This is a genomic window from Anaerohalosphaera lusitana (genome assembly GCF_002007645.1).
Lineage (GTDB): Bacteria > Planctomycetota > Phycisphaerae > Sedimentisphaerales > Anaerohalosphaeraceae > Anaerohalosphaera > Anaerohalosphaera lusitana.
On the sequence record NZ_CP019791.1, the window covers coordinates 294460 to 306984 of the forward strand.

Here is a 12525-nt window from a genome sequence, read left to right on the forward strand (position 1 = left end):
GTAAATGCAAGAATACGTCGATTCCAACGTCATGAAAATGAAACAGCTTTACGCATACGGCAACTACATCGACGAGGTGCTGGCTGCGGGCGGAACTAGCTCCGTCTACTACCTCCAGGATCATCTCTACAGCCCGGTTGCGCTGCTCGACACCAACGGCAGCACCGTCGAACGCTACGAATACAACGCCTACGGCCAGGCCACCGTCTACACCGACAAGGGCACCGACGGCACATGGCTAACCGCCGACGACACCACCTCGACCACCAGCGCACTGGACAACGAATTTAAAAACACATTCACCGACCGACGCCTCGACTCACTCCGTGAAATCTGAATCGTATTTCTTCGCCTTTTCCCTGATCGCCTTCCGATTGGCCCGTTCAATTTCTTCGCGTTTCTCGTAAAATTCCTGCCGGCGCAGGTCCTTCTCACAGGGAACATAGCCGTCCATATCCGCCCGAGGCCTTTGCTCCAGCTTAGCCTTGCCCGCCTCAATTATAGCCAGCGCCTCCCGCCGTTTACCCTCATCATCGATCATCTCCAGACACAGACTTTTCCCCGGCCGATCAAAACTTATCAGAGGCCCCTTATTCCCCCTGAAACTGGCATGGCTGTTAAAGTCCACCCCCGTAAGCTCACCCAGCCGCTTGATCTGATCGGTATCCAGCGGCGACCGCCCAGCAACATTATCCGGGTATGCACAACTATAAACCGGGTAGTAGACCGCATTTATGTCGATCCACGTCTCGATCCGGTCCATCTCCTCCTCGGTTAGTTCAACCTCCCCATGCCCAGCCTCCAGAACCTCCATCAGCCTACTGACACGTGCGCCCCACGACTTGGCAGGCTGGATCTGAGCAGGCCCCGCACCGATCGCCTTTATATACCCTTTCCGCCACAACTCATTATACGACGTATTAAAGGTGTTCGTCCTGTCACCTGCCAGATTCAGCTTACCACCTGCCTTCTCATCGTAATCATGACAGCTCACACAATTCTTACTCAGTACCGGCTGAACCTCCTTCATAAAACTGAACTTCCTCGGCGAACCATACCAGCCGGACATAGAATCAGCCTTACGCCTCACCGCCTCCGGGGTTTTATTCACAACTGGAGGCGCAGCCAGTCGGTTCTCATGACAACCCGTGCACCCCACCGTCTCGCCCGGCTGGATCATCGTACCCGACCGCATCGACTGGATCATCCGCTTATCCTCATCCAGCAACTGAAAATAAACAAACGTATCCGCGGGCACCTCGAAATACGCCGACCCATCCTCCTCCACAGGCACCGTCCCGAGTATCCGCTTGGTCTCAAAACTGTGCCAGTTTACCGCCGGGCACTGTATGCCCTGCCCTCCCCAGGAAGTGTGCGTCCAGTACCGCTTCTCAGGCGACTCCACCACCCGCAGATATTTCACCTCGCCCCGCTGCACACCCTCCATATGCGTCCCCTCATACACATCCATCACATAAAACTTCCCCGACTCGCTGGAAAAATCCCTCCGCCTGGTAATAACCGCCGGCGTCTCACGCGGCCCGACCGGCATCGGATCAAAACAGCCCGCCCCTTCCGCATGCAGCAGCAACTCATTGCCGAAAACATCCACCAGGTAAATGCCCATCTTCTCACCCTCACCTGTCATCCGCGAACAGAGAAAATACTTCTCCGACAGCGGATACGGATCCTCATACTTCGGCTTGAGCCACAGCATTTTATCCCACGCATTGTTGGCTTTCTCATCAACCATCCCTGCCGCTTTCGCCGGCCATGTACGCAGAACAGCCTCCCGCCCGTCAACGGACCGATTGCGATCCAGCATCGCCATCACCCCCCACGGCCGATCATGGCACGAACCAAGTATACAAAGCACAAGGTCGGTCCCCGGTATAGCCCGCGCATCGATCACCCCGCCCGGTGAACCGGTATTGTTTCCGAAATATACCTCATGACTCGTTCCGTCAGGGTTAACCGTCCACAAGCCCTGAGCATCGCCGAAATTACGGTCCACATATTCCCATCGATCATACAGTATCCGCCCGTCCGCCATCACACTGCCATGCCCTTCGAACAACGTACTCTTGCCGATCTGATGTATATTCGCCCCGTCCGCATCCATCACGAACAGATTCGCCATAATGTGCCGGTTGCACATACAGTACTTCGGCTCCCGTGTAGATGAAAACCCGATCCGCCCGTCAGGCAGATAGAAAGGATCGATATCCGAAACCTTCTCCGCGCCGGTCAGCGCCCTCAGCGATTCACCGTCCGAGCCGATCTCATACAAACTGTAATCATCCCCAGGACCTTTTCTCATCGAAAAGACGATCTTGTCGCCGCTATAGCTCACCTCCGGATCTCTAACCAATCCATCAGGCTGCTCGACCAGCGTTTCCACCTTCCCCGTCTTCAGATCGACGGTCTTGAGAGCCCCGCCCCCGCGAAAACTCGCTGCATTTATCTCATTGCTCTGAAAGATCGTTGCCGTATTGTGATGATCAGGCAGATATTGACTGCGGACCACATAAAGAATCGGCTGGCCGCTGACCAATGGGTTTGCCCTCAGCGCCTCACGTTTAAGCGATTTGTATTCCGCCTCATCAAAACGATCCTGAAGCTCATTCAGACGCTCTAGAAAATCTTCGCCCGCATAATCCTCGCCAAATGTCTCCTCCAGATCACGGATAGCTGCCTCGAGGCATTTCATCTGTTCCAAAGGAGCTTCTCCGCCCCCGCCGTTCTGCGCATCTGCAGGCTCACTGAAAAAAGCAATCCAGACCAACACCGGAAAACCCGCCATTACCGCCCACGCCAACCCTGTCTTTGATCTACCAGCCAATCTTTACCCCTCTTATTCAACCCACTTCAATTTGACCGCAAACGCACGGCCCGCACCGCATTTATACCCTGCCTCGACCGCCCGCACAACCGCAAACCAAACCGCAAGTCCGATTAAGCACGGTGCCGGCACCTTCATTTTCAGATCGCTTCAACATACATACAACAAAAAAACGTGCCCCGGCCAAATATCACAGCCCTATAATATCGCTCATATCAAACCAGCCAACTGCGAATCCAGATTAAACCAACCAATATCTTAATAATTTCTTAGCGATTTCTTGAACTAAAAGCCTGATAGTAATACAATTACATTCAGTTGATTAAGACAATGATCACTTAAGCAGTTTGACACTGGGGGATAAAATGAGATTTGCCGATACTCGAATATACAGCAAACCAGACGGCCAGATCCACGGCAGGGACCCACCGGCTCCCAAACCCGGAAAACTTCTTACCAGCACCAAAATCCCAAAATACCTTGCCGAGGACACCACAAAATGAATCGCCGATCAACCACCAAAATCAGCCGCACAGAACCACCGACGAACCCAGCCGAGACACCCCGACCGCCGCCGAAACAAAAACTACGAAAAATTTAACCGGATTTTTACCCACACCCAGAATTGTTTATTATAGTTTAGTTGCCAAAACCATTAGTTAGGGGAAAACGAAAATGTCGCCGAGGACCAGAAAATCTTCATCTGACTCCTTCAATTGCAGAAAACCACGCTACGTGGTTCAGGAACGAGGGCCGCCGAGACCCCAAATGAGAGAACGTTTTTCTCCCATACGGGGAAAACAAGACGGATACAACAAAATCCCCGTCAAACAACCGCCCCTCCCCAAGCAGCAAATCGCCTCGAATCACCTCCACCAGCTACCCCTAAAAGACATTTCATCGAGAATCCTGGAACCAAAGTTTTAATCCACGTCCTGTTTACCGAATCATTAGCCGCATAATTTCACAGTTCGCCGAGAATGGGCCCTCCTCAAAGTCGTCGGAGGCGCGGCTGTTAAATTCTGCGGCGGCTCAACCCGGCGATTAGCCTAAAACACTATCGCAGCATAACCCACACTCTCATCTCCAGTTTCACCGAATTTCGCCTCCATAACCTCCATACTGTGCGAATGCGCCAGCATTACCCCCTTCTCCCTGCCCTGCGCAGCACATGCCTCGACCACCGCAGCAGCGGCCCCCGGCCCGCACGCGTTCCAGTCCTCCTCAGCCTTGATCAGCAACTGCCGCCCCTGCATGCTCGTCGCCAGGTCGATAAACTCCTGATCGTTCGTATCTTTCGCCCACTGCAGCGCCTTCTTACCAGTCCCCTGTGGCGTATATCCATACCTCGGCCCATAATGCGTCAGATCCGTCGATGCGATACACACAATCTTCTTCCTGTCACCAATACCCTTGATTATCTCGCCAACGTTCTTACCCAGCTCCAGCGAAAACTCCGTCGGCGGTACCATGATCGGCACTATCTTCGCATCCTTAAAAAGATACTGTATGAACGGCAACTGAACCTCAATACTGTGCTCACCCCGGTGAATATCCTTATCAGCAACCGCACAGGAGGTATCGTCTATGATCGCGTTCGCAAGCTCCTCGTCCACCTCGATTTCCCCCATCGGCGTCGCCCAACGTCCGCTGTCATAAACAGCCGCATACTTGTTCAAATACGTGTGCACCGCACCGAACATCACAAACGTATCAACATCGATGTTCACCTGGCGGACCGCCGAGAACACCATCCCCGCCAGATCACCGCTGAAAACCCACCCCGCATGCGGAACAATGCCCCCAATTATCGGACCGGGCAGCTCGGTCTTGATCTTGCGAACAGAAATGCATTCCTCAACCTCTGCAAGACACCCTTTGCTGCTTCCCGCATAAAACTGTCCCGCCACTGCCGGTTTTCTAGCTTCCATGTTGCACCTCCCTCTTGCATTAGATCACATCTGCCGTTACTATACCGATCCGCTAGGACAAAAACGCCTGGCACACCAATATAACATCCAATCTAAGTAAACTCTCTGATTGAGAAAAGGAAAAAAGATGGCAACAGAAAATAAAAATCCACAGGTAGCAGTAGTAATGGGTTCCGATTCGGACATGCCCGTAATGGAAAGCTGCATCAACCAGCTCAGGGATTTCGGCCTGACCCCAACTGTGCGAGTTATCTCGGCTCACCGCACCCCCGCAGCAGCCGACGAATTCGCTGCCAACGCAGCCAAAAACGGCATAAAGGTCATCATAGCAGCAGCAGGCATGGCCGCACACCTGGCAGGCTCCATCGCAGGCCGAACCGAACTGCCCGTCATCGGCGTTCCAATGCAGGCCTCAACGGGCCCCTGCGGTCTCGACGCCCTGCTCAGCACCGTGCAGATGCCCCCCGGCGTACCCGTCGCATCGATGGCGATCGGCAAAGCAGGCGCAAAAAACGCCGCTATCTTCGCAACTCAGATCCTCGCACTGAGCGACGAAGCAGTCGCAGCCAAACTCAGCGATTTCCGCCAGGCCCAGACCCAAAAGGTCCTCGACAAGGACGCGGCACTGCAAAAATAGAAACTCGACTTACCGCTGAAAGGCCATTTTAATTGGCCCTGGATATAGCTAAAATACAAAAGGGCTGGTCGTCATAAGACGCCAGCCCTTTTTCATATGTCTATTTTCGGTTCATCACGAAACATCGGAAAACGGTTCACCCTATTGTTTCCAAAGTTTCCAGCCGCATAATTTCACAGTTCGCCGAGAATGAACCCAACGGATAGTTCGTCGGAGGCGCGACTGTTAAATTCTGCGGCGGCCCAACCGGAAGCGTTGCTTATATTCCTTACATGAGACTAATGCACCTCAACCACTGAATTGCACTCGCCGAAAGGATTCATCTCGGTGATCTCGTTGTACGGATCCTGCTGCCATTGGCCGTCAACGACCATCCGATACCTGTAACGCCCAGCCGCCAGCGGCAGCTTGACATGCCAGGTTCCGTCCTCACCCTTCTGCATCGGGGTCTTCTCCGGCTGCCAGCCATTAAAGTCACCCGCGATCTGAACCTCCTCGGCCCGCGGATAAAGACTCACGAACACCACAGCATCGTCCAACTTCCTAACACCGTAAAAATCAGCCAGCTTCTCATCCATCGTAGCAGTAGCACTGGCGGTACTCGTTTCTGTAACTCCCGCCGTCGCCAGCAGCTCGTCCGCACTTGCGCTGATGGCATCCAGCTTCGCCTGCAGGCTCTCGACCATCTCCGCCCTTTCGGCACGGCTATCTGTACTCACCAGCTCATCCGCCAACGCGTTGAAATCCTTGCACCCCTTGCTCGCAGGGTCATATTCACTGATCGGCTGACCGAGACTCGCCGCCTCTTTCAATTTCGTATTGAAATTAACGACCGTCTTGAACATCTTGTCGCCGAAATGTTTTTTCAGCTCACCGAGTATCTCCCGCCCCATCTTCGTACGAACATCATACATGCTCGCCAGAACCATCACGTTGATCTCATTATCGCACTGCTGCGACAGCACGCTCAGCGTCGAAAGCTGCTTACTAAGCCCGTGCAGACTGAAGTAACCCGTATCAACCGGAACGATCACATCCGAAGATGCCTTTATAGCGTTAAAAGTCAACGACCCAACTGAAGGCGGACAATCGATCACTGCATAATCATAATCACCTGCAACCTCGCTTAAAGCTCGCTTTAGACATTCCTCACGATCTTCCACGCCTGCCATCTGCTGCTCGAACGCAGCCAGATCGATACTTCCCGGCGCCAGATCGTAATTGTCGCATATCTTCCAGACCATCTCTGAAATTCGCAGCGGCTCACCGCAGCTCTCGCCTACCATTACGTCATAGATGCTCTGCTCGATCTGCTCTTCGGGCACAGCCAGACCAACAGCACAGTGGCCCTGCGGATCCATATCTACCAGCAAGGTCCGCAAACCGCGTGCTGCCAGCGCACTCGCCAGATTGATCGATACGGTTGTCTTGCCGCAACCACCCTTTTGATTTACCACTGCGATCGTTCTCATTATTTCTCCCTGATTATGCTACTCAGAACTGCAAAAACCAAAATATCAGTGTTGAAAACCCATCTCGAATCTTATATCCGGTTTTTCGGCATCTATTCGCCCAATCCTTTAAATTTTTATCGGACAAAACCCGAAAAAACCACGAAATCAGCACAATTATAAGACCTCAAAACCCGAATCGGTCGATATCACTCTACCAGGACTCCCAACTCAACGGTCTGAACCTGTAGAATTGCCAAGCATCTTCACCACAAACTCCCGATTTCCAAAGCCTCTGAGAATACTGATAACAGCCTTTTCCCCCCCTGACTCATTAACCTAACTCTGCTCAACAAGCCTGGCAATCCTATTTTCTGCTCGAATCCTCTAAATATCTGTCCGCCTTTAATAAGCAGATAAGAGTTAGTGCCCGTCCAACCCCTGCACCACAATAACACCAAAACAAACAGCATCGAACAAAAATCACTTGATTCATCTTTCCGATTGTGTATCATAGTCGTAACCTTTATTGAGGACTTTGGCATGGGATTATTAGCAGAAAGCAGACACCAGTACATACTCGACAAGCTCCGCTCCCTTGGGCGTATTCAGGTTGCGTCAATTGCTTCCGAACTCGGCGTCACCGAAGTAACAATTCGCCGCGATCTCACCCAACTCCAGAAACAGGGCCTCCTGAAAAAAACCTACGGCGGAGCCGTCCTCGCGGGCAGACCAGAATTAAATGCACCAGTAAACTTCCGCAAAACTCGAAATCTTTCCGCAAAAAAAACCATCGGCGAACTCGCAAGCCGTCTCATAAATGACGGCGACAACATCTACCTCGAAGCCGGCACCACCTGCAACGAGATCATACCCCACCTGACCAACCATTCATCGCTCACCATCATCGTCAACTCGCTCTTCCTCATGCGCCGCCTCCACGACATGACCCAGCACCGCATCATTCTCACCGGCGGCCAGTACCGCCCCGACCGCATGGACATGATAGGACCTGCAGCAGAAGCGACCATCGCGCAACTCGCTGGCTTTAAAGCCTTTACGGGCGCAGACGACATCAGCCTCGAAGCGGGCATCAGCGGCGCAGACGTCGTTACTGTAAGCTTCACAAAGCTCGTCATCAAGCGAGCCTCAAAGGTCATCTTCGTCGGCGACAACACAAAATTCGACAATCCCGCCCTCTACCAGATCGCCGACATCAACCAGCTCGACTACATCGTCACCAACCGAGACCCAGGCCCAAATTGGCGTCAAACGGCACGCGAAGAGAATGTCCAACTCATCTACGGCGAGTGAATTCGGCAATTTTCACCATTTTCTCGCAATATCCCCGCCCCTTCTGCCGACATAACTACTGGCAATAAAAGTCAAATTGTGGTATAGTTTTAAATCAGTGGTGTTGATTCTGGTTTCAGGAGTCAAAAAGATGACTGAAAAAGAGATCATGGAATGGATGGAGAAGAAGGTGCAGACCGAGGGTTTTTCCGATGCAGCAGCCCTGGCAAAGGAATTCCTCCAGTCACACAGCATTACCAACTCGACCGACCCGGACTTCCCGAAAGTGCTCGACGCGGGCTTCAAGATCGCCCAGCAGGTCTACGACTTCTAATAATTCCCCAGGGTATCCAATAATCTTATAGCAATGGGTGTTCACAGCATCTCCGCAACCGTGACAGCCCTTGTGCCGACTTATCAAGCCTTATAAAGAAGATACAGTCCGCACAACACAATAATGCCTCCCACAGCCTTTTTAAGCACACCCCCAATCTGAGACCTCTCGTGCCATCCAAGATACCGCCCCACTGCATCACTGCTCACACCCGCTCCCACTATCACTCCGCAATGGCCGACAGCATACAGCATCACCAGCGAAACCGCATAAACCGCATTCTCAGACGCACACTCGAACACCACCGCCAGCATCGGCGCCATATACGCAAACGTGCAAGGCCCAACCGCGATCCCGAATATCAAACCAAGCACAAACGCCGCTCCTAGGCTGCCTGACCCCGCACCGAATTGTCCACTGCTCAGCCACGGAATATTCACCACACCCATCATCACCAGCCCGAACACAACGAACACCGCCCCAACCACATATGTCCCCATCGGCCCGACGTCTCCCATCAGCCGACCAGCCATCGCCGTAACCGCCCCCACTGCCCCGATCGTCAGCATGATCCCCAGCGAAAACACCAGCGATATATACAGCGACCTTCTCGCCCCGCCGTCCTTCTGCTGCGAGATCACGCCCACCACCAGCGGAATACTCGCCAGGTGACACGGACTCAGAACGATACTCACCACGCCCCACAAAAACGCACCCGTCAGGCCCAGCCACCACACCCCCTCAACCGCGTGCGTCAGTTCGGTAAAAAGTCGCTCCATCACTTAACCCCGCTCAGTTCCACCCCAAGCTCGGCCCACTTCTCCACGATATCCTCCAGCGGATAAAACCCTATGTGCCGAAAGACCTCATTCCCCTCACCGTCAAAAAATATCTGCGTCGGTATCCTGCTCAGATCATACTTCTCCTGGTACGACTCTTCAGCCTTCACATCCACAAAACCGACAGCCACCTTCTCCCCATAACGTTTAGCAAGCTCATCGATCACCGGCATCATCTCCTTGCAGGCATTACACTCATGCGACCCCAGCTCCAGCATCGCAGGCTTACCCGCACCAACTATCTCATCTCCCCGCAGCTCTGTCACGAATTGCTGCTGATTGTATTGCTTGAGAATCAGCACACCAAGCACCGCCGCAACCACAGCAAAAATGATCAGCGTATTACGTGTTTGCTCTTTCATTACAATAACCTCGTTTGAACACTAAACTACTTCAGCATCGCAACGATATCATCCACGGACGGAACCTTACCGCTCGCCTTGACCTCACCGTCGATCACCAGCCCCGGCGTGACCATCACACCGAACGCCATTATGTCGTTGAGCTTCGTTACCTTCTCCAGCTCATACTCCACGCCAGCCGTCTTCGCAGCCGCCTCGGCATTCTCCGCCAGCTTCTTGCATTTCGGACAACCCGTCCCAAGCACCTTAATCTTTTTCATCGCGTTAAACCTTTCACAAAAATCTCACGTGCAATCTTTATGTACTAAAAAATGTGCCGTATGTGATCCCGGAGATCGTGGCCATTACCACCACCAGCCCCACATACACAGCCGTCTTCTTCGTACCCATTACGCTCCTTATCACCAGCATGTTCGGCAGCGACAACGCGGGCCCCGCCAGCAGCAGCGCAAGCGCAGGACCCTTCCCCATCCCCGAATCGATCAGCCCGCGCAAAATCGGAACCTCCGTCAGCGTCGCGAAATACATAAACGCACCCGCAACCGACGCGAACAGATTCGACCATATCGAATTACCCCCCACAGCCTTCGCGACCCACTCCGACGGTATCATCCCCTCCGACTCGGGCCGACCCAGCAGAAAACCCGCAACCAGCACACCGCCCAGCAGCAGCGGCAGTATCTGCTTCGCGAATCCCCAGCTCGACTCGAACCACTCCTCGGTCTCGCCCCCGCTCGTACTCGTGATCACGCTCAGTCCGATCACACCTATAACGAACGGGATCATCGCATGATCGGGCCAAAGCATCGCGGTCACCGCAACCGGCACAGCCGTCGCCCCGATCTTCCACCATGCCAGCTTAAACCACGCGATAAGAATCACACCGAACGCCGCCGCAAAACCGCTCGTGATCACCCACTTCGCATCATATATCCACCGCCAAACAGCGCCGCTGTCCTCACCGGGCTTACCCCAGTTCGCAAACACCAGCACGCCCACCATACTCGCAAAATACAGAGCGTCCTGCCACAAAGGCCGACTGTCCCCATCGTCCGGCACAACCATCTCACCGTTAGCTTTTTCAATCTCTTCCTTGCGATAGATAAAACTCATCGCCAGCCCGATCACCACGCTGAAAATTATAGCCCCCACTGCACGCGCGATCCCAAGCTCCGCCCCCAGCAGCCGAGCCGTCAGCACAATCGCAAGCACATTTATCGCAGGCCCCGAATACAAAAACGCAGTCGCCGGCCCGATCCCCGCACCCATCTTATAAATGCCCGCAAACAAAGGCAGAACCGTACACGAACACACCGCAAGGATCGTCCCGCTAACCGACGCAACACCATACGCAAGCACCTTGTTCGCCTTCGCGCCAAGATACTTCATCACCGATGCCTGGCTAACGAAAACCGAGATCGCGCCCGCTATAAAAAACGCAGGCACCAGACAAAGCAGAACATGCTCCCTCGCATACCACCGCACCAATGCAAGCGACTCGATTATCGAATTCTCAAACCGCTCCCACCCAACAGGCAGATAGAAAGCACCGACAAACGCGACCACAATAGCCGCCAGCTTTTTCCATTCACTTTTCCAGCTCAATGCAATACCTTCCCAGCAATCTATTCGCTAACATTTTCAACCATTTCCGCCTCGCCGAACCAGCCCTTCGTCCGCAGACAGAACTTCACCAGCATCAGCATCACAGGCACCTCGATCAGCACACCGACCACCGTCGCAAGCGCCGCACCAGATGACAATCCGAACAGCATCACCGCCGTCGCGATCGCAACCTCGAAATGATTCGACGCACCGATCATCGCCGTAGGAGCCGCATCCTCATAACGCAGCTTCAGCAGTTTACTCAGCCCGTATCCGATTGCGAATATAAGCACCGTCTGAATGAACAACGGCACAGCGATCCACACGATCGTCAGCGGATTATCAAGTATAACCTCGCCCTTGAACGAAAACAGAAGCACCAGCGTCACCAGCAGCGCAATGATCGTCACCGGCGTCAGCATGTGCAAAAACTTTTCCTTGAACCACGCCTCTCCTTTGTGCGCTATGATCAGCCGTCGCGAAAAATATCCCGCCGCCAACGGCAGCGCAACATAAACACTTATCGACAGCAGCAGTGCCTCCCACGGCACGGGCAGCTTACCGATACCCAGCAAAAATCCGCCAAGCACGCCATACAGCACCAGCATCGTCAGCGAATTGATCGCCACCATCACCAGTGTATGCCCGTCATTACCCCGCGACAGATACCCCCACACCAACACCATCGCGGTACAAGGCGCGATCCCCAGCAGAATGCATCCCGCCAGATAACTCCGCCACAACGGCACCTCCAGCATCTTCACCCCGTCCTGCATGATCACCGTACCCGCGCCATAAACATCGCCTACTTCCACCCCGGCCCCCATCGGCAGCTTCACGACATCCATCGCGTCGGGCCCAATGAAACCATAAAACAAGGTCCCCAGGAAAAACACCGCGATCCCGTACATCGTGAACGGCTTTATTGCCCAGTTCAAGATCAGCGTCAGCCCCACGGGCTTGACACTCTTGCCCGCCTTAACCACCTCGCCGAAATCGATCTTCACCATGATCGGATACATCATAAAGAACAGACACACCGCGATCGGTATCGAGATCACCGGAGCCTTGTTAACATATATCGCCATGCCGTCAAGAGTCTGCGCAACTCCCGGCGCAACCTTGCCCAGCACTATACCGCCCGCGATACAAAGCAGTACCCACACCGTAAGATACCGCTCAAAAATGCTCATATTCTTAGTATCGAGTTTCTCGCTCATGGCCTTCTCCA

Annotated in this window: 13 protein-coding genes; 5 read left to right on the forward strand and 8 right to left on the reverse strand. The window is 53.6% G+C overall.

Annotation, left to right across the window (positions count from 1 at the left end):
• Window positions 1–4 precede the first annotated feature (4 nt).
• Entirely contained in the window at window positions 5–337 is a 333-nt protein-coding gene (locus STSP2_RS01330) for a hypothetical protein (protein WP_169852893.1), read from the forward strand.
• Here the strand turns inward: STSP2_RS01330 and STSP2_RS01335 are convergent.
• Window positions 320–2842: an HzsA-related protein gene (locus tag STSP2_RS01335; RefSeq protein ID WP_146659126.1), complete on the reverse strand. Its 2523-nt coding sequence runs from the start codon at window positions 2840–2842 to the stop codon at window positions 320–322. The two genes, STSP2_RS01330 and STSP2_RS01335, sit on opposite strands and share 18 nt — an antisense overlap.
• Window positions 2843–3207: 365 nt before the next feature.
• On the opposite strand from STSP2_RS01335, the gene STSP2_RS17235 reads away from it, so the two are divergent.
• Window positions 3208–3345, forward strand: a complete 138-nt coding sequence (locus tag STSP2_RS17235; protein ID WP_169852894.1) for a hypothetical protein — start codon at window positions 3208–3210, stop codon at window positions 3343–3345.
• Between the two features lie 546 nt (window positions 3346–3891).
• On the opposite strand, the gene amrB is transcribed toward STSP2_RS17235, so the two are convergent.
• Window positions 3892–4773, reverse strand: coding sequence for an AmmeMemoRadiSam system protein B (gene amrB / locus STSP2_RS01340; RefSeq protein WP_146659128.1), 882 nt, complete (start codon window positions 4771–4773; stop codon window positions 3892–3894).
• Window positions 4774–4900: 127 nt separating this feature from the next.
• Here amrB and purE point away from each other — a divergent pair, with 127 nt between their 5' ends.
• A complete protein-coding gene (purE, locus tag STSP2_RS01345; protein WP_146659130.1) occupies window positions 4901–5410 on the forward strand; it encodes a 5-(carboxyamino)imidazole ribonucleotide mutase in 510 nt (169 codons plus the stop codon).
• A 278-nt stretch (window positions 5411–5688) separates the two neighbouring features.
• Here the strand turns inward: purE and STSP2_RS01350 are convergent, their stop codons facing one another.
• A complete protein-coding gene (locus STSP2_RS01350; protein WP_146659132.1) occupies window positions 5689–6882 on the reverse strand; it encodes an AAA family ATPase in 1194 nt (397 codons plus the stop codon).
• A 522-nt stretch (window positions 6883–7404) separates the two neighbouring features.
• Between STSP2_RS01350 and STSP2_RS01355 the strand changes: the two genes are divergently transcribed.
• Together STSP2_RS01355 and STSP2_RS01360 are read left to right on the forward strand one after the other, a co-directional pair.
• Complete coding sequence (locus STSP2_RS01355) at window positions 7405–8175, forward strand: DeoR/GlpR family DNA-binding transcription regulator (RefSeq protein WP_146659134.1); 771 nt, start codon at window positions 7405–7407, stop codon at window positions 8173–8175.
• A 130-nt stretch (window positions 8176–8305) separates the two neighbouring features.
• Window positions 8306–8488, forward strand: a complete 183-nt coding sequence (locus STSP2_RS01360) for a hypothetical protein (RefSeq protein WP_146659136.1) — start codon at window positions 8306–8308, stop codon at window positions 8486–8488.
• An 83-nt stretch (window positions 8489–8571) separates the two neighbouring features.
• On the opposite strand, the gene STSP2_RS01365 is transcribed toward STSP2_RS01360, so the two are convergent.
• Genes STSP2_RS01365 through arsB form a run of 5 tightly spaced genes read right to left on the reverse strand, consistent with a single transcriptional unit; the run spans window position 8572 to window position 12514 of the window.
• Entirely contained in the window at window positions 8572–9267 is a 696-nt protein-coding gene (locus STSP2_RS01365) for a cytochrome c biogenesis CcdA family protein (RefSeq protein ID WP_146659138.1), read from the reverse strand.
• Window positions 9267–9689 carry a thioredoxin family protein gene (locus STSP2_RS01370; RefSeq protein WP_146659140.1) on the reverse strand — a complete coding sequence of 141 codons (423 nt, stop codon included), beginning with the start codon at window positions 9687–9689 and terminating at the stop codon, window positions 9267–9269. The genes STSP2_RS01365 and STSP2_RS01370 overlap by 1 nt, the downstream gene beginning before the upstream one ends.
• Before the next feature lie 26 nt (window positions 9690–9715).
• Window positions 9716–9949, reverse strand: a complete 234-nt coding sequence (locus tag STSP2_RS01375; protein ID WP_146659141.1) for a thioredoxin family protein — start codon at window positions 9947–9949, stop codon at window positions 9716–9718.
• A 37-nt stretch (window positions 9950–9986) separates the two neighbouring features.
• Window positions 9987–11294, reverse strand: a complete 1308-nt coding sequence (locus STSP2_RS01380; protein WP_146659143.1) for a permease — start codon at window positions 11292–11294, stop codon at window positions 9987–9989.
• Between the two features lie 20 nt (window positions 11295–11314).
• Window positions 11315–12514, reverse strand: coding sequence for an ACR3 family arsenite efflux transporter (arsB, locus tag STSP2_RS01385; protein ID WP_146659145.1), 1200 nt, complete (start codon window positions 12512–12514; stop codon window positions 11315–11317).
• Window positions 12515–12525: the final 11 nt, after the last annotated feature.

Coding starts and splice junctions, on each gene's coding strand:
- STSP2_RS01330 (WP_169852893.1), top strand. CDS start 5: ATGCAAGAATACGTCGATTCCAACGTCATGAAAATGAAACAGCTTTAC.
- STSP2_RS17235 (WP_169852894.1), top strand. CDS start 3,208: ATGAGATTTGCCGATACTCGAATATACAGCAAACCAGACGGCCAGATC.
- amrB (WP_146659128.1), bottom strand. CDS start 4,773: ATGGAAGCTAGAAAACCGGCAGTGGCGGGACAGTTTTATGCGGGAAGC.
- purE (WP_146659130.1), top strand. CDS start 4,901: ATGGCAACAGAAAATAAAAATCCACAGGTAGCAGTAGTAATGGGTTCC.
- STSP2_RS01350 (WP_146659132.1), bottom strand. CDS start 6,882: ATGAGAACGATCGCAGTGGTAAATCAAAAGGGTGGTTGCGGCAAGACA.
- STSP2_RS01355 (WP_146659134.1), top strand. CDS start 7,405: ATGGGATTATTAGCAGAAAGCAGACACCAGTACATACTCGACAAGCTC.
- STSP2_RS01360 (WP_146659136.1), top strand. CDS start 8,306: ATGACTGAAAAAGAGATCATGGAATGGATGGAGAAGAAGGTGCAGACC.
- STSP2_RS01365 (WP_146659138.1), bottom strand. CDS start 9,267: ATGGAGCGACTTTTTACCGAACTGACGCACGCGGTTGAGGGGGTGTGG.
- STSP2_RS01370 (WP_146659140.1), bottom strand. CDS start 9,689: ATGAAAGAGCAAACACGTAATACGCTGATCATTTTTGCTGTGGTTGCG.
- STSP2_RS01375 (WP_146659141.1), bottom strand. CDS start 9,949: ATGAAAAAGATTAAGGTGCTTGGGACGGGTTGTCCGAAATGCAAGAAG.
- arsB (WP_146659145.1), bottom strand. CDS start 12,514: ATGAGCGAGAAACTCGATACTAAGAATATGAGCATTTTTGAGCGGTAT.